Consider the following 16,566-nt stretch of genomic DNA (forward strand, 5'->3'; position numbering starts at 1 on the left):
GCCGGATTAGCACGACGGGAATGAACCACAGCCAAACGCCGAAAAAACGGCTGTCCCCCTTTGGCGCAATTCGCTCTACATTGTCGCCATGCGCGCAACACCCCTCTCCTCATCGCCTGCGGACGCCGCGGCGCCATCGGCCCGGACCTTCACGGTCTCCGGCCATCTGCTCATGGCACCGAAAGCTGTTCCGGGGCTGCATCTCGTAGCCACGCCGATCGGCAATCTTGGCGACATCACCCTGCGCGCGCTGGAGACCCTGGCGGGGGTCGATATTATCGCCTGCGAAGACACCCGCATCACCCGCCGCCTGACCGAGCGCTACGGGATCACTGGCACACTCAAGCAATATCATGAGCACAATGCCGAACAGGCGCGGCCGAAGATCCTCGAAAAGCTGGCGCAGGGCGCATCCATCGCGCTCGTGTCGGATGCCGGCACGCCCCTGATTTCCGACCCCGGCTTCAAGCTGGTGCGCGAGGTCACCGCCGCAGGCTTTAACGTGATCTCGCTGCCGGGGCCGTCCTCGGTGCTGGCCGCGCTGGCCGTGTCGGCGCTGCCGACCGATCGCTTCTTCTTCGAGGGCTTCCTGCCATCGCGGCAGATGGCACGGCGATCGCGCCTGACCGAGCTGGCTGCCATCGACGCCACATTGGTGATGTTCGACTCCGGCAACCGCGTGCAGGACACGCTGGCCGATCTCGCCGACATCATGGGCAACCGCGATGCGGCGATCTGCCGCGAACTCACCAAGATGCATGAAGAGGTCAATCGCGGAGCGATTGCCGACCTGGCCAAGGAAGCCGATGGGCTGGAGACCCGCGGTGAATTCGTGCTGGTCATCGGACCACCGGCTGCGGATGCGCACGCCATGACCGAGGACGATCTCGATGCCCTGCTGCGCAGCTCGTTGCAGCGCGATAGCGTCAAGGATGCCGTGGCGCATGCGGTCGAACTGTCCGGCCGGCCGCGCCGCGCCGTTTATGCCCGCGCGCTGGAACTGGCGAAGGAGATTCACAGGGACTCCGGTGATGGCGAAGACTGACAAAGTCTCCGCACCGAAGCCCACAGCCAGACCGGCTGCGCCGGAGCGCGTCGCCGCGTTCAATACCGGCCTCTCAGCCGAAAGCCGTGCCGCTGCTTTATTGCTGGCCAAGGGCTATCGCATCCTCGCCCGCCGCTTTCGTACCCCGCATGGCGAGATCGACATCGTCGCCAGGAAGCGCAACCTGATCGCCTTTGTCGAGGTGAAGGCCCGCGCCAGCCTGGACGAGGCCGCCTATGCGGTGACGCCGCGCCAGCAGGCCCGGATCATGGATGCCGCCCAGGGCTGGCTGATGGCACATCCCGAACATGCGGAATTCGACCTTCGTTTTGACGTCGTGCTGATTGCGCCAAGACATTTGCCACGCCATCTGTTAGCGGCATTCGACGCCTCGACCTGAGCTTTCGCCTCCCCGACCACAATTCCGGACCTTGCAGCATGACCTTGAACGTCGCCGTCCAGATGGACCCCATTGCGCGCATCAATCACAAGGGCGATTCGACCTTCGCGATGTTGCTGGAAGCCCAGAAGCGTGGCCACAAACTGTCCTATTACACGCCGGACAAGCTCTCGCTGCGCGGCAATGACGTGGTGGCGCCGGTGCAATCGCTGTCGGTGCGCGACGTCGAAGGCGATTACTTCACCCTCGGCGATCCCACCCGCACCAACATGGAATCCTTCGACGTGGTGTTGCTGCGGCAGGACCCGCCGTTCGATCTCGCTTATATTACCTCGACACATCTTTTGGAGCGCATCCATCCGAAGACGCTGGTGGTCAATAACCCGGCCTCGGTACGCAACGCGCCGGAGAAGATCTTCGTGATGGGCTTCTCGGACCTGATGCCGCCGACGCTAATCTCGCGCGACAAGGACGAGATCAATGCATTCCGCGCCGAGCATGGCGCTGTGGTGATGAAGCCGCTGCATGGCCATGGCGGCGCAGCGGTGTTTCGCGTGCTGCCGCAGGACATGAATTTCGGCTCGCTCTACGATCTGTTCTCCGTGACCTTCAAGGAGCAGTGGGTGATCCAGCGCTTCCTTCCGGAAGTGAAGCACGGCGACAAGCGCATCATCCTGATCGACGGCGAATTCGCCGGTGCCGTGAACCGCGTGCCGGCTGAAGACGATTTGCGCTCCAACATGGTGCGTGGCGGCGCCGCCAAGGCCACCGAACTCTCGCCGCGTGAGCGCGAAATCTGCGAACGCGTTGGACCGGCGCTGCGTGATCTCGGTCTGCTGTTCGTCGGCATCGATGTGATCGATGGCAATCTCACCGAGATCAACGTGACGTCGCCCACGGGCATTCGCGCCATCGCCAAGCTTGGCGGACCGGATGTCGCGGCGCGGGTCTGGGACGTGATCGAAGCGAAGCGGAAGTAAACTCCACCCACGTCATTCGCTGCGTTGCGTCAATGCTTGACGCAGCGGTTTGAATTCCGTTCGTCGCAATTCTTCACCCGCTGCTTTTGCTTGCCAGTCATTGAGGGCAAGGGCAGCATGTTGATGCACGCCCGACCAATCGGGCGGCCCGCCACATTTGGCGGCAAGCAAAAGCATATCAGTGGAGAAACGCATGACTTCAGAAGTTTCGCGAAGGTCCCTGCTCTCGCTCGGCGCAGGGTTGGGCGCCAATCTCCTCGCTCCCGGCCTCATCGGCAGCGCATCGGCCAAGGCACCAAAGCTCGGCACACAGGCGCCCTACTTCCACCGTTTCATGTTAGGCAGCGCGGAAGTCACCGTTGTCTCCGACGGACCTTTGCCGCTTGGCGATCCCTCCGGCACATTCGTCGGCGTACCCAAGGAAGACGTGCAGAAGATGCTGACGGATAATTTCCTCAGCAGCAGCAATGTCGTGCTCGAACAGAACGCGCCGATCGTCAACATGGGCGACAAGCTCATCCTGTTCGACACCGGCATGGGCACGTCACAACTGTTCGGCAACACCACGGGCCGCCTGCAGAAGAGTATGGCCGAAGCCGGCATCAAGCCGGGCGATATCGATGCCGTCGTGTGCTCGCACGCGCATATCGATCATATCGGCGGCATCGTCGATGCCAATGACAAGCCCCTGTTTCCGAACGCGCAGGTCTATCTCAGCGAGGAAGACTTCAAGTTCTGGACCGACGAAAGTAAACTCGGCTCGCCGCTCAAGGACTTCATCGTCCATGCCCGCAAGAACCTGCTCCCGGTGAAGGATCGCCTGGTGTTCTTCAAGGACGGCCAGGAGTTCCTGCCGGGCGTCACCGCCATGCATGCACCTGGCCATACGTTCGGCCACCATATGTTCATGATCCAGTCGGACGGAAAGTCCTTCGCGTTCCTCGGCGATCTTACCCATCATCAGGTGCTGTTGCTGGAGAAGCCGCGGATGGAGTTCGCCTATGATTCCGATCCGAAGATGGCGGCGGCGACGCGGGTGAAGATGCTGGACATGCTGGCAGCCAACAAGACCGCGGTGATGTCCTATCACTTCGCCTGGCCGGGCTACGGACATGTGGTCAAATCCGGCGATGGTTTCCGCTATATCGCCGAGCCGATGGTGATGAATCTCTAGCGGAAATCCTGCGACTTTCTTGCGGCGATCCTGAGACAGCGATCGCCGCAGGAGCTCCGCAGCGAGCGCATCGTCATGCCGCCGACGAGGTGTCTCGCGAGCGCAGCTCGGCACCGCGTTTATAGATCCGGAACGTCCCACGTCCGGCATCCTTCGCCGCATAGAGTGCCGAGTCGGCCATGGCTGCCAGTTGCGACGACGTGCAGTTGTCCGCCAGTGCGATGCCGACCGATGCGCCGACGCGCAACTGTTGTCCACGATGATCGATCGGTAGACCCAACTGTGTGACAATCGCACGCGCGGTCTCGGAGGCTTCCTCGAATTGTGCGTGCGGTCCCAGCAGAACGGCAAATTCATCACCGCCAAGGCGCGCGACCAGTTCGGCGCCCCCGCAGATATTGCGGATTCGATTTGCGACGACGGTCAGGCAGGCATCGCCGGCCGCATGACCGAAACAGTCATTGACCGGCTTGAATTCATCGAGATCGATCAGCAGCAGCGCGCCGAACGGCTTCACCTTGATGGTCGACGCCGCATCGAACAGCGACAGCTTGGTTTGAAACTGGCTGCGATTGGCGAGCCCGGTCAGCGTATCGAACTCGGCGAGATAGCGATTGCGATCCGCCAGGATTTTTTCTTCGGTAATGTCCTGCTTCATCCCGAAGATGCGGACGGCAACGCCATCGACCGACTCGACTGTGGCCGTGATCCTGATCCAGCGCCGGTTACCCTTGAAGGTGATGATCTCCGCATCGAGACTGAATCCGGTTCGATCTTCGATTGCCTTGCTGCGCCGCTTCGTCAGTTCCCTGACGGATTCTTCGGGATAACAGGCGAGCGCCTCCTCTCGAATCGGCGTCGAGCCGCGCGGCAGATCGAAGATGTCATAGACAACATCGGTCCAGACCAGCGATTCATCGGAAAGGTCGCATTCCCAGACGCCGATTCGCGCTGCCGCCGAGGAGCGATCGAATATCTTCCGGCTATGCGCCAGCGAAGCAGCCTGTTGGTCGATGATGGCTTGCTGGGCCTCGATCTGCGCCTTCAGCGCAGCGATCAGGTCGGCGTCATCCGGAGCGTCTGGCGGCATCGACAAGCGATCTGACATCTGCGGGCACCCGGTCTTCGTCTCGAAGCTCATAGGATGCTTTGCATGACGTGTTTAAGATTTTCTACGCCAATGGCCGACTTCAGCCAAAACCAGCATACTTTACCGCTACATTTCGTTCACTGATTGTTCTTGAAATAGAAGCAACCTTAGGTTACGCTCTCATGTCGAATGAGGGCGGCATGGTTCAACGCGTTTCCACCGTAGCCTTTGAGGGGATCGAGGCCCGCGCGGTCGACGTGCAGGTTCAGGTCGTGCCCGGCCTGCCTAATTTTTTGATCGTCGGCCTGCCCGACAAGGCGGTGTCCGAGGCCCGCGAACGGGTCCGCGCGGCGCTGGTCGCCTCGGGCCTAGCGCTGCCGGCGCGACGCATCATCGTCAATCTCGCACCGGCTGACCTACCGAAGGAAGGCAGCCATTACGATCTGCCGATTGCGCTGGGACTGATGGCTGCGATCGGCGCGATTCCGCCGGATGCATTGACGGGCTTCACTGTACTCGGTGAACTCGGCCTCGATGGTTCGCTCGCTCCCGTGGCCGGCGTACTGCCGGCCGCGATCGGCGCCAACGCGCGCGACGAAGGATTGATCTGTCCGGCGGACTGCGGGGCGGAAGCCGCCTGGGCCAGTCCCGACATCCAGATCATCGCCGCGACGTCGCTGATCCAGATCGCCAATCACTTCAAGGGCACACAGATTTTGTCACGGCCGCAGCCGAAGATACATGCGCGCGAAGATACGCTGCTCGATCTGCGCGACATCAAGGGACAGGAAAGCGCCAAACGCGCGCTGGAAATCGCTGCCGCGGGCGGCCATCACCTGTTGATGGCAGGGAGTCCGGGATCGGGAAAATCCATGCTGGCGGCACGGCTGCCATCGATCCTGCCGCCGCTATCGCCGGCGGAGCTGCTTGAAGTCTCAATGATTGCGTCGGTCGCCGGCGAGATCAAGGACGGCGTGCTCACCGCACGGCGGCCATTACGCGCGCCGCATCATTCCGCCAGCATGGCCGCACTCACAGGCGGCGGCCTGCGCGCGCGGCCGGGCGAGATTTCGCTGGCGCATCAAGGCGTACTGTTTCTCGATGAATTGCCGGAATTCGATCCGCGCGTGCTGGATTCGCTGCGCGCTCCGCTGGAGAATGGCGAGGTGGCGGTCTCGCGTGCCAATCATCGCGTCACCTATCCCGCACGCTTTATGCTGGTTGCTGCGATGAATCCATGCCGTTGCGGTCACGCGTTCGAGCCGGGCTTCTCCTGCAAGCGCGGCCGCATCGATCGTTGCACCTCGGATTATCAGGCGCGCATCTCGGGCCCCTTGATGGACCGCATCGATCTGCGCATCGAAGTCCCGGCGGTGACCGCGGCGGATCTCATTCTGCCGCCACCGTCGGAAGGTTCCGCCGAAGTCGCGGCGCGTGTCGCCGCCGCGCGCGATCTGCAGATCATGCGCTATGCGGCGGCGGGATTGCCGGGCACACATACCAATGCCTCCGCGCCGGCCTCTGTGCTGGAAACGGTAGCGCAGCCGGATGCCCAGGGACTGACATTGTTGCGCGATGCCGCCGAAACAATGCGACTGACCGCGCGCGGCTATCACCGCGTGCTGCGCGTGGCGCGGACGCTGGCGGATCTCGACGGCGCCGAGAAAATCGGGCGGCTGCATCTGGCCGAAGCGTTGTCTTACCGCGCGCTGGCGGAGGGCATTCGCCGAGCTGCTTGACGTCTCCTCCTCGCCACTGATGTGGACGTCAACGCGATAGTAACGAGTTTTGTTTACGCTCTGCTCACCATAACCCCGCGTTACGGGGCCAGGGCGAGTATCGTGTCATGCTGCGTTTCAAGATTTTAGCCTCGACGATTCCTCTGGTACTCGCGGCATTTCTCGCCCGTGGCGATCTCGTAGCCGGCACGCATCCCTGCATCTCAACCGGTGAGACCAGCGTCCAGATCGCCACCATGCCCTGGCAGGCGCAATCGCATGTCAGCTTCACCAGCGATCCCTTGCAGGCAACCGTCCGTGTGCAGATCGTCGATAGCGCCGAGATTGCCGACTTCGTCGTACTTGATGATGTCGATGCGGCGGAACCGGACGCTTGTCCCGTCACCGCTGCGACGCGCTTCATCGGCATCGCCGACACATCGGTAACATCGGAACCCGTCATCTATCTGTCGGAACAGGGCGACGCCGACTACCGGATCTTCGTGAAATCTCGCAGCTTCACGGCGCGCGACGCCGCAGCGCTGATCGTCAGCGCTCACAGCCGGAGCCCGGCGCGGATGGCAGCGGCCAGCCTCTAGGCCGCGCATTAACGCTTCATCAACCATGTCAGCGCGGGCAAATTCAAAACTGCCACCGTGCAAGCACTTGGCAACAACATACCCGCATTGTTTCCGACATCTGCGATCGCCTGATCGCGGCCTGTATTCGCGTGCAATCGCGAGCCATGATGTGACCAAGCCGGAGTGCTGATCTGTGGCGAAAGGTGTTTTCCGGATCAAGGTCTACTTCCGCCGCTTCGCGCGCCGTTTTCCGTGGCTTGCTTTCGTCATCCGCTCTTTCGTGATGTTCTCGGCTGCCTTCGGTGGCGCCTATGGTTTCATCTCAGGTTCGACCTCGAAAGACTCAGGTTACGACCCGCACGCTTTTGCAATCGGCGCCAGCTTCCTGTTCGCGCTGGCCTGCGTCGCCCTGGCCACCATGAGCATCCGCATGCGCTTCATAGGCAAACGGATGCGCAAACTGGCTGCGCATAACGAAGCCCTGGTCGACCGGAACTGGGAATTGAAGGAAGCCGAAGAGCGCGCGCGCAGCCTGTTCGAAGCGCAGGGCGACCTGATCGTGATCCGCAACAGCGAAGGCTGCATCACCTTCGTCAACGATGCCTATTGTGCGCTGGCGGAACAATCGCGCGAAGCATTGATCGGCAGCCACTTCGAACTCGCGCTGCTGGAGCAGGGCGATATCGCCAACGAGTCGAACGGCACCAGCATGCACGATCAGAAGATCGCCACGGCGACCGGTCCGCGCTGGATCGCCTGGCGCGAAGGTCTGGTGCGCATCGATGCGGGCCAGCCCGCCGAATTGCAATGCGTCGGCCGCGATGTCACTGACCGTACCCAGACCGAACGCGCCCTCGGTGAGGCACGCGACCATGCCAATGCCGCCAACCGAGCCAAGTCGCGGTTCCTCGCGATGGCATCGCATGAAATCCGCACGCCGCTGAACGGCATTCTCGGCATGAGCGGCTTGCTGCTCGATACGCCGCTGACACCCGAACAGACCACTTACGCCAAGGCCGTGAAGACCTCCGGCGATGCGCTGCTGTCGCTGATCGAGGAGCTGCTAGATTACTCCAAGATCGAGGCCGGCAAGATCGATCTGGAACATCGACCCTTTGCACTAGCCGGATTGATCGAGGACATCACCGAATTGCTGGCGCCGCGCGCGCAGGCACGCAATCTCGAAATCGCGGCCTATGTCGATGAGCGATTGCCGCTGACAGTGATGGGCGATGCGGCGCGCCTGCGCCAAGTGCTGCTCAATCTCGCCGGCAATGCCATCAAGTTCACGGCGACCGGCGGCGTAGCGCTGATCGTCGAACCCGGCATCTGGCCGAACGAAATCTCTTTCCTGGTGCGCGACACCGGCATCGGCATCGCGCCGGATGCGCAGCAGCGCATCTTCCGCGAATTCGAGCAGGCAGACGAGGGCACCGCGCGCCATTATGGCGGAACGGGTCTTGGCCTCAGCATCAGCGAGCGCATCGTCAAGCGCATGAACGGCCGCATCACGCTGCAGAGCACGCTCGGCGCCGGTTCGACATTCGAAGTGTCGATCCCGCTCGCCGCATCCGACAGTGGCACCGCGACTTTCATGGCACCCGATCTTACCGGCCTTTCGGTGATGCTGGTGGCGCCGCAGACCATCGAAGCCTCACTGACGGCCCTGCGGCTCGGGCGCTGGGGGGCACAGACTTGCACCGTGTCCGATATTGCCGTCGCGCAAGCCCTGCTACCCGAACGGTCGTGGCATGCCGTCATGATCGATCGCGCCCTTGGTGCTAACGCTGCCGAGCACCTCGCGGACACCGCAATTCCGCATGCGCTGCGACGGATCGTGCTGTTCACGCCTGCGATGCGCCATGAATTGCAGCCCGCGACGCCGAGTGCGTTTACCGGCTATCTGGTGAAGCCACTGCGTGCGGCCTCGCTTGCCGCGCGCCTGACATTACAGATGGACTCACCGACGATCGCCGCCGATGATCTGTTGGATCGCGATCCGGCCACACCGGAACTAACGGAGGCGATGGCACCCAGCCTCTCGATCCTGGTCGCCGAAGACAACGAGATCAACGCGCTACTGATGCGCTCGTTGCTGACGCGGCTTGGCCACAAGCCGGTCGTGACCACCAATGGCGAAGAGGCACTGGAATCCTGGCTCGCCTCCGACTCCGCAGGCACGCCTTATGACCTCGTCTTGATGGATATCCAGATGCCGAAGCTCGACGGCATCGAGACCACCAAACGCATTCGCGCGCGCGAGGCCGGTCAACGCGTCAGGCGTACCCCGATCCTGGCCCTCACAGCGAATGCACTGGTCGAAGATCGCTATGCCTGTTTCGAGGCCGGCATGGACGGCTTCCTGATGAAGCCGCTGGACCGCGACAAGCTCGCCGAAGCCCTCAAGGGACTCGCCAAGATGCGGCACGTCGCCGCCTAGCAGCTCCACCTTCGCTGTCACACCCCCGCAACACGCCCGTCACACGGCTGTTGAGCGCCCGTGATGTCTGGTGCGGATAAGCCGCATCGATGATTCGCGCGATGCCTGCGGCACAAGGCGATTGAGTTGGGGATGGCCATGCACGGCAACGAACTGGTGCGACCGAAGCAGGGTTTCATGCAGATGTTGCGGCCCCAGAACATGAGCGCCGCCGCGCAGACGGCGATCACCTGGTTCAAGCCGCCGCTGCATCTCGATCCGGCCAACGGTATTCCCGTCGCCACGAGTTCGCTGGGCCGGATGGGTCCGCTCGAAGTTCGCCTCGCGCAGGACAAGCGCGATGTAAAACGCGCGCAGCGTCTGCGCTACAAGGTATTCTACAAGAACGGCACCGCGATCGCCGACGCCGCCACTATGCTGGCACGCCGCGACAAAGATGCATTCGACAAGATCTGCGATCACCTTCTCGTCGTCGATCACGATGCCAAGCCCACACTGTCCGGCAAGCAGCCGGTGGTCGGCACCTATCGCCTGCTACGCCATGAGGCGGCCATGCAGAACGGGGGTTTCTATACCGACAGCGAATTCGATCTGTCGGGGATGATCGAGCGCCATGCGGGTCTGCGCTTCCTCGAACTCGGTCGCTCCTGCGTGCTGCCGCGCTACCGCAACAAGCGCACCGTCGAATTACTGTGGCAGGGCATCTGGAGCTACGTGCGACAGAACAAGTTCGACGTCATGATCGGTTGCGCCAGTTTTGAAGGCACCGATCCGGATCGCCTCGCGCTGCCGCTGTCGTTCCTGCATCACAACGCCCGCGCGCCCGAAGCCTGGCGCGCCCGCGCGCATCCGTCGCGCTATGTCGAGATGAACCGGATGGCCGCGGATGCCATCGACACCAAGGCGGCGCTTCGTGCGCTACCGCCGCTGATCAAAGGCTATCTACGGATCGGCGCCATGATCGGCGACGGCGCCGTGATCGATCATCAGTTCGGCACCACCGACGTTCTGATCGTGATGCCGGTGACGTCGATCGGCGCACGCTATATCGAGCATTTCAGCACGGACACCTCACGCCACGCGGCTTAATCGCTTAGAGGCGACGCAGCGCGACGTTTTCCACCACGTGATCCGCGCCCTTTTTAAGGATCAGCGTCGCACGCGGCCGCGTCGGCAGGATGTTGTCTTCGAGATTGGCGAGGTTGGTGCGCTCCCAGATCGCCAGCGCCGTCGCGGTGGCTTCTTCATCCGACAGCAATGCGTAGCGATTGAAATAGGATCGCGGATCGTGGAATGCGGTGTCGCGCAGCGCCAGAAACCGTCTCACATACCAGTCGCGCAGTACCGGCTCATCGGCGTCGATATAGACGGAGAAGTCAAAGAAGTCGGAGACCACAGGCACCGCCTTGCCGTCGCGCGGGAGGCGGCCGGTCTGTAGCACATTGACGCCTTCGACGATCAGGATGTCGGGCTGATCGACCTCGACCCACTTGTTTGGGACCACGTCGTAAGTGAGATGCGAATACACAGGCGCGCGGACGGCATTGCGACCGGCTTTGATGTCACTGAGAAACTGTAGCAGCGTCGGCAGATCGTAGCTTTCGGGAAAGCCCTTCTTCTGCATGATGCCTTCGCGCTCGAGCACCGCGTTCGGATAGAGAAAGCCGTCGGTGGTGACGAGATCGACCTTGGGCCGCGGCGACCATCTTGCGAGCAGTGCCTGCAGCACGCGGGCGGTAGTCGACTTGCCGACCGCCACCGACCCGGCGACGCCGATGATATAGGGCATCTTGCGATCCTCGATGCCGAGGAACCTGCGCTGCGCGTAGTAAAGACGTTGCGTCGCCGTGACATAGATCGAGAGCAGGCGGGACAGCGGCAAATAAATCTCTTCGACCTCGCGCAGATCGAGGCGATCGTACATCGAACGCAGAGCGGCGATCTCGCCGGCCTCCAGCGTCATCGGCGTATCGTCGCGCAGCTTGGCCCACTGCTCCCGCGAGAAATTCCGATAGGGATTGTATTGTTGGTCTGCCCGCATATCCATGAAGCGGTCCCCGTTGTGATCGACGCTGTTACTCGCTCTTGCGCGACGCTTTCTCTTGCAGTCCGGATTGGGACGTGCGCTGACCGAGCGCCGCCTCGACCTCCTGAATCGTCACGCCGCGCGCCTTCAGCAGCACCAGCAGATGAAACAGCAGGTCGGCACTTTCATTGATCAGATTGGTGCGATCGTTCTCGACCGCCGCGATCACGGTTTCGACCGCTTCCTCGCCGAATTTCTTGGCGCAATGCTCCGCGCCCTTGTCGAGCAGCTTGCGGGTATAGGACGTGTCGCCACCCGCCGCCGCGCGGGCGTCGATGGTGTCAGCGAGATCGTGAAGCGTAAAAGCCATTTCGGCGCCTTGTTGGCTGGGCAACGCAGACTCCTGCCAGAGATTGACCTAGGGGTCGAGCCGCATCGGCAGTCCGGCCCGGACCATATGCTCCTTGGCCTCGCGAATGGTAAATTCCCCGAAGTGAAAAATCGAGGCCGCCAGCACCGCATTGGCGTGGCCGCTCCTGATACCTTCTACCAGATGATCGAGATTACCGACGCCGCCCGAGGCGATCACCGGTACGCCGACGCTGTCGGCGATGGCCCGGGTCAGTTCGATATCGAAGCCGGAGCGGGTACCGTCGCGATCCATCGATGTGAGCAGGATTTCACCTGCTCCCAATGAAACGACTTCCTGGGCGAATTCGATGGCATCGATGCCGGTCGACTTGCGGCCGCCATGGGTGAAGATCTCCCAGCGCGAGGCGGCGCGCTTGGCATCGATGGCCACCACGATGCACTGCTCGCCGAACTTCTGGGCGGCTTCCTTGACGAACTGGCGATTGGCCACCGCGGCCGAATTGATCGAAACCTTGTCGGCACCGGCGCGCAGCAGCGTCTTGATGTCATCCACCGTACGCACGCCGCCGCCGACCGTCAGCGGCATGAAACAGGCTTCGGCGGTGCGACGGACCACGTCCATCATGGTGCCGCGGTTTTCGTGGGTGGCGTTGATATCAAGGAAAGTGAGCTCATCGGCGCCAGCGGCGTCATAGGCGATAGCAGCCTCTACGGGATCGCCGGCATCGCGCAGGTCGACGAAATTGACGCCCTTCACGACACGTCCGTCCTTGACATCGAGACAGGGGATGACGCGGACTTTAAACATGGCTCGGTCCTTATGCCGCCCGCTTGATGAGCTTCAGCGCCTCGGCCGGATCAATCCGTCCGTCATACAGCGCACGACCGGAGATCGCACCTTCGAGCTTCGCCGCGCGTGGCTCAAGCATGGCCTTGATATCATCGATGGAGGCAAGGCCGCCCGAGGCGATCACCGGAATTGAAATCGAATCGGCCAGCGCAATCGTCGCATCCCAATTGATACCCTTGAGCAAGCCATCGCGCGCGATGTCGGTGAAGATAATCGCGGCGACGCCTGCATCTTCAAAACGCTGTGCGATTTCGAGTGCGGTGACAGTCGAGGTCTCGGCCCAGCCTTCGACGGCAACCTTGCCGTCGCGCGCATCGAGGCCAACGGCCACCTTGCCGGGGAATTTCTTCGCGGCTTCCTTTACGAGCGCGGGATCGCGCACCGCAGCCGTGCCGATGATGACGCGGGCGATGCCCTTGGCCAGCCAGGCTTCGACCGTCTTGAGATCGCGAATGCCGCCGCCGAGCTGCACCGGCATCTTGATGACCTTCAGCATCGATTCCACGGCCTGCGCATTCACCGGCTTGCCCGCAAAGGCGCCATCGAGATCGACGACATGGAGATATTCGAAACCCTGGGTCTCGAAGTCGCGCGCCTGTGCTGCGGGATCGAGGTTGAACACAGTGGCGCGCGCCATGTCGCCCTGTTCGAGGCGAACGCACTGGCCGTTTTTCAGATCGATGGCAGGAAAGAGAATCACGGCTTCCACTTCAGAAAGTTCGAAATCAGAGCCAACCCAAAGCGTTGGCTCTTTTCGGGATGAAATTGTGTACCGATCGCGGTGTCCTTGCCGACGATGGCGGTGATGGGACCGCCGTAGTCGGCACGCGCCAGCACATCGGCCTCGTTGACCGCGTTTAGATGATAGGAGTGTACGAAATAGGCGTGGCGGCCCTTCGGCCCGAGCGGCAGGCGCTCCAGCACGGCATGCTCACGCACCATATCGAGCGTATTCCAGCCCATATGCGGGATCTTCAGATTCTCTTCGCGCGGCTGGATCTTCTCGACATCGCCAGCAATCCAGTTGAGCCCGTCGGTCGTGACGTGTTCCTTGCCCTTGGTCGCCATCAGCTGCATGCCGACGCAGATACCGAAGAAAGGCCGCGCCTTGTCGCGCACCGCTTCGGTCATCGCCTCGACCATGCCGTCCAGCGAATCCAGTCCCTTGCGGCAATCCGCAAAGGCGCCGACGCCGGGCAGCACGATGCGATCGGCGCGGAACACCGCTTCGGGATCGCGCGTGACAATGATTTTCTCCGGCACATCCATGCTGCGCGCGGCGCGCTCGAACGCTTTCGCCGCGGAGTGCAGGTTGCCGGAGCCGTAATCGATAATGGCAACGCTCACCGTGTCACTCCCGGTTGCGGGAATAACCCGATGATGTCGTTTTGCGCCGGAGAAGGCGGACGTGAGAAAGACTGGCTGGGAACGTGACGGGTCGGCGGCGGACCGCCGCGATCGCTCGCCCACTGATCGTTGACTGCGTTGTGCTGCGCGGTCCAGCGATCGAAGAAGCGACGCTCGGCGGCATCCTTGTTATCGGCGACGACCACATCGAGCTGACGCCACTTGCCGCGCGACAGAGTCCAGCGTCGCAGGCTGGCGGCCTCGAAGCCCATCAGCAGCGCGAACAGCAGCATCACGACGAAACGGGCGCCGAGATCGACCTTCAACATCGACAGCGCGACTTCGCCTGCGATCGACAGCACGACATAGCCGAGCAACGCCCACCACAGCCGATGATAGATCAGCCAGATGAGGCCGGCGACGAACGCCCAGAAATGGAATCCATCGCGCACGAACTCGAACTTGTCCGTTGCCGCAAACGGCTCAGGGCCGGCACCGCGAGGTGCGTGAACTGTGTAGACCGGCATGGCAAACTCCGCCCGAAACCATAGAGGCCGATCAGCCGCCGAGCTGACCCTTGGTGGATGGCACTTCGCCGGCATTGCGCGGATCGATCGCAACACCCGTCCGCAGTGCCCGCGCCAGACCCTTGAAGCAGGATTCGGCAATGTGATGGCTGTTCTCGCCATATAGGGTTTCGACGTGCAAAGTCACGCCCGCATTGCCGGCAAAGGCATTGAACCACTCGCGCACGAGTTCGGTGTCGAATTCGCCGATCTTGTGGGTCGGGAAGGTGGACTTGAACACCAGCACCGGCCGGCCGGAAATATCCAGCGCCACCCGGGTCAGGGTCTCGTCCATCGGCATATAGACCGAGGCATAGCGGGTGATCCCGGCCATATCGCCGAGCGCCTGCTTGACCGCCTGGCCGAGCGCGATACCGACATCCTCTACCGTGTGATGGAAATCGACATGGAGGTCGCCGACCGCCTTCACGGTGACGTCGATGCGGGAATGGCGGGCGAGCAGATCGAGCATATGGTCGAAGAAGCCGATTCCGGTGGTCGATTTGGATACGCCGGTACCGTCGAGGTTCACGGAGACCTCGATATCGGTTTCCTTGGTCTTGCGCTTGATCGTCGCCGTGCGCATGAAAACGCCTCTCCGCCTGCTGAAAACGCGCCCTTTTAACAGGGAGATGACACCTTCGCTACCGCGGGAGAGCCGATTCCGGACCGATCTTTGCGCCTATGGTGACCGGAATCCGCGCGCATCGGCCGCTGGCCTATGCTTCCTCACCGGATTTGCAACGGCCGGTATCCGTGCCTAGATCAGGCCCTCAAGAGGGTTTCCATGAACGCATCCTATTCGGCCTCCCATGACGGATCGTCTCCGGTCTGGCACGGCACCACCATACTGACCGTCCGCAAGGGCGGTAAAGTCGTGATCGGCGGCGACGGCCAGGTCTCGATCGGCCAGACGGTCATCAAATCCAACGCCAAAAAGGTCCGTAAGCTGGGCAAGGGCGACGTGATCGGCGGCTTTGCCGGCGCCACGGCGGACGCCTTCACGCTGTTCGAGCGTCTCGAAGCCAAACTGGAACAGTATCCCGGCCAATTGACCCGGGCGGCCGTCGAACTCGCCAAGGACTGGCGCACAGACCGGTATCTGCGCCGGCTGGAAGCCATGATGATCGTCGCCGACAAGGACGTTTCGCTGGTGCTGACCGGTACCGGCGACGTGCTGGAACCGGAAGCCGGCGTAATGGCCATCGGCTCCGGCGGCAATTACGCACTGGCAGCGGCGCGGGCGCTGGTCGATACCGACCAGGATGCCGAGACCATCGTGCGCAAGTCGCTCGATATCGCCGCCGATATCTGCGTCTACACCAACCGGAACGTGACGCTGGAAATGCTGGAGGCATGACCGCCGCGGGTCACGATACCCGCGCGTCTTCCGTCACCGGCCTCTCGGTCACGCAGGGCGTCGCGATCGCGCTCGGTCTGCTCGCGCTGCAGGCAACACTTCTCTATGCGATGGGACGGCTGCCGATCTGTGCCTGCGGCTATATGAAGCTCTGGCATGGCGTGGTGCTGAGTTCGGAGAACTCGCAGCATCTCACCGACTGGTACACCTTTTCCCACATCATCCATGGCTTCCTGTTCTACGCCGCCACCTGGCTGCTGTTTCCACGACTGTCCTGGATCGCGCGGCTGATCGTAGCGATGCTCGTGGAAGGCGGTTGGGAGCTGCTGGAAAATTCAAGCTGGATCATCGAGCGCTATCGCGCCGGAACGATGTCGCTCGATTATTACGGCGACAGTATCGTCAATTCGCTGGCGGACACGCTATCGATGATCATCGGCTTCATTCTTGCCCGGAAGCTGCCGGTCTTGGCTACGGTCGCGATTGCACTTCTATTCGAAGTTCTGGTCGGCCTGCATATCCGCGACAATCTCACTTTGAACGTGATCATGCTGATTCATCCATTCGAAGCGATCCGAACCTGGCAGGCCGGACCACCCATCATCTGATCCGCTTGT

General features: G+C 62.0%; 19 protein-coding genes. 10 read left to right on the top strand and 9 right to left on the bottom strand.

Annotated features, from left to right (window positions below; genetic code table 11):
• Nucleotides 1-88 precede the first annotated feature (88 nt).
• Genes rsmI through gshB form a run of 3 tightly spaced genes read left to right on the top strand, consistent with a single transcriptional unit; the run spans nt 89 to nt 2,425 of the window.
• Nucleotides 89-1,045 (top strand): 16S rRNA (cytidine(1402)-2'-O)-methyltransferase, encoded by a 957-nt coding sequence (gene rsmI / locus AB8A38_RS19345; protein ID WP_439087097.1) that lies wholly within the window; start codon nt 89-91, stop codon nt 1,043-1,045.
• Entirely contained in the window at nt 1,032-1,445 is a 414-nt protein-coding gene (locus tag AB8A38_RS19350) for a YraN family protein (RefSeq protein WP_439087098.1), read from the top strand. Before rsmI ends, AB8A38_RS19350 begins: the two co-directional genes overlap by 14 nt.
• Before the next feature lie 38 nt (nt 1,446-1,483).
• Nucleotides 1,484-2,425, top strand: coding sequence for a glutathione synthase (gene gshB / locus AB8A38_RS19355; protein WP_439087099.1), 942 nt, complete (start codon nt 1,484-1,486; stop codon nt 2,423-2,425).
• A gap of 12 nt (nt 2,426-2,437) precedes the next feature.
• On the opposite strand, the gene AB8A38_RS19360 is transcribed toward gshB, so the two are convergent.
• The gene (locus tag AB8A38_RS19360; protein WP_439087100.1) at nt 2,438-2,620 is read right to left on the bottom strand and encodes a hypothetical protein; all 183 of its coding nucleotides are present in this window, start codon (nt 2,618-2,620) and stop codon (nt 2,438-2,440) included.
• Here AB8A38_RS19360 and AB8A38_RS19365 point away from each other — a divergent pair.
• The gene (locus AB8A38_RS19365; RefSeq protein WP_439087101.1) at nt 2,619-3,599 is read left to right on the top strand and encodes an MBL fold metallo-hydrolase; all 981 of its coding nucleotides are present in this window, start codon (nt 2,619-2,621) and stop codon (nt 3,597-3,599) included. The genes AB8A38_RS19360 and AB8A38_RS19365 overlap by 2 nt on opposite strands.
• A 73-nt stretch (nt 3,600-3,672) precedes the next feature.
• Here the strand turns inward: AB8A38_RS19365 and AB8A38_RS19370 are convergent, their stop codons facing one another.
• The gene (locus tag AB8A38_RS19370) at nt 3,673-4,707 is read right to left on the bottom strand and encodes a diguanylate cyclase domain-containing protein (protein WP_439087102.1); all 1,035 of its coding nucleotides are present in this window, start codon (nt 4,705-4,707) and stop codon (nt 3,673-3,675) included.
• A 182-nt stretch (nt 4,708-4,889) separates the two neighbouring features.
• Between AB8A38_RS19370 and AB8A38_RS19375 the strand changes: the two genes are divergently transcribed.
• The 4 genes from AB8A38_RS19375 to AB8A38_RS19390 all read left to right on the top strand — a co-directional run bounded on the left by AB8A38_RS19375 (nt 4,890) and on the right by AB8A38_RS19390 (nt 10,517).
• Complete coding sequence (locus AB8A38_RS19375; protein WP_439087103.1) at nt 4,890-6,428, top strand: YifB family Mg chelatase-like AAA ATPase; 1,539 nt, start codon at nt 4,890-4,892, stop codon at nt 6,426-6,428.
• Between the two features lie 107 nt (nt 6,429-6,535).
• Nucleotides 6,536-7,006 carry a hypothetical protein gene (locus AB8A38_RS19380; RefSeq protein ID WP_309941494.1) on the top strand — a complete coding sequence of 157 codons (471 nt, stop codon included), beginning with the start codon at nt 6,536-6,538 and terminating at the stop codon, nt 7,004-7,006.
• A 175-nt stretch (nt 7,007-7,181) separates the two neighbouring features.
• Entirely contained in the window at nt 7,182-9,428 is a 2,247-nt protein-coding gene (locus tag AB8A38_RS19385) for an ATP-binding protein (protein ID WP_439087104.1), read from the top strand.
• A gap of 138 nt (nt 9,429-9,566) precedes the next feature.
• On the top strand, nt 9,567-10,517 hold the full coding sequence (locus AB8A38_RS19390) for a GNAT family N-acetyltransferase (RefSeq protein ID WP_120288088.1): 951 nt from the start codon (nt 9,567-9,569) through the stop codon (nt 10,515-10,517).
• A gap of 4 nt (nt 10,518-10,521) precedes the next feature.
• On the opposite strand, the gene coaA is transcribed toward AB8A38_RS19390, so the two are convergent.
• Genes coaA through hisB form a run of 7 tightly spaced genes read right to left on the bottom strand, consistent with a single transcriptional unit; the run spans nt 10,522 to nt 15,175 of the window.
• Nucleotides 10,522-11,475: a type I pantothenate kinase gene (gene coaA / locus AB8A38_RS19395; protein ID WP_309941501.1), complete on the bottom strand. Its 954-nt coding sequence runs from the start codon at nt 11,473-11,475 to the stop codon at nt 10,522-10,524.
• Between the two features lie 28 nt (nt 11,476-11,503).
• Nucleotides 11,504-11,824 (bottom strand): phosphoribosyl-ATP diphosphatase, encoded by a 321-nt coding sequence (locus AB8A38_RS19400; protein ID WP_320446116.1) that lies wholly within the window; start codon nt 11,822-11,824, stop codon nt 11,504-11,506.
• A 48-nt stretch (nt 11,825-11,872) separates the two neighbouring features.
• A complete protein-coding gene (gene hisF, locus AB8A38_RS19405) occupies nt 11,873-12,634 on the bottom strand; it encodes an imidazole glycerol phosphate synthase subunit HisF (protein WP_439087105.1) in 762 nt (253 codons plus the stop codon).
• 10 nt (nt 12,635-12,644) lie between these two features.
• Entirely contained in the window at nt 12,645-13,376 is a 732-nt protein-coding gene (gene hisA, locus AB8A38_RS19410; protein WP_439087106.1) for a 1-(5-phosphoribosyl)-5-[(5-phosphoribosylamino)methylideneamino]imidazole-4-carboxamide isomerase, read from the bottom strand.
• Nucleotides 13,373-14,023 (bottom strand): imidazole glycerol phosphate synthase subunit HisH, encoded by a 651-nt coding sequence (gene hisH / locus AB8A38_RS19415; RefSeq protein WP_231078636.1) that lies wholly within the window; start codon nt 14,021-14,023, stop codon nt 13,373-13,375. The genes hisA and hisH overlap by 4 nt, the downstream gene beginning before the upstream one ends.
• Nucleotides 14,020-14,550, bottom strand: a complete 531-nt coding sequence (locus AB8A38_RS19420) for a DUF2628 domain-containing protein (protein ID WP_089263100.1) — start codon at nt 14,548-14,550, stop codon at nt 14,020-14,022. The genes hisH and AB8A38_RS19420 overlap by 4 nt, the downstream gene beginning before the upstream one ends.
• Nucleotides 14,551-14,581: 31 nt before the next feature.
• Nucleotides 14,582-15,175, bottom strand: a complete 594-nt coding sequence (hisB, locus tag AB8A38_RS19425; RefSeq protein WP_068730239.1) for an imidazoleglycerol-phosphate dehydratase HisB — start codon at nt 15,173-15,175, stop codon at nt 14,582-14,584.
• Nucleotides 15,176-15,376: 201 nt separating this feature from the next.
• Between hisB and hslV the strand changes: the two genes are divergently transcribed.
• A complete protein-coding gene (gene hslV, locus AB8A38_RS19430; protein WP_068730238.1) occupies nt 15,377-15,949 on the top strand; it encodes an ATP-dependent protease subunit HslV in 573 nt (190 codons plus the stop codon).
• Nucleotides 15,946-16,557 (top strand): DUF2585 domain-containing protein, encoded by a 612-nt coding sequence (locus tag AB8A38_RS19435; RefSeq protein ID WP_439087107.1) that lies wholly within the window; start codon nt 15,946-15,948, stop codon nt 16,555-16,557. Before hslV ends, AB8A38_RS19435 begins: the two co-directional genes overlap by 4 nt.
• Nucleotides 16,558-16,566: the final 9 nt, after the last annotated feature.

The sequence above is a fragment of the Tardiphaga sp. 839_C3_N1_4 genome (assembly GCF_051811045.1).
Lineage (GTDB): Bacteria > Pseudomonadota > Alphaproteobacteria > Rhizobiales > Xanthobacteraceae > Tardiphaga.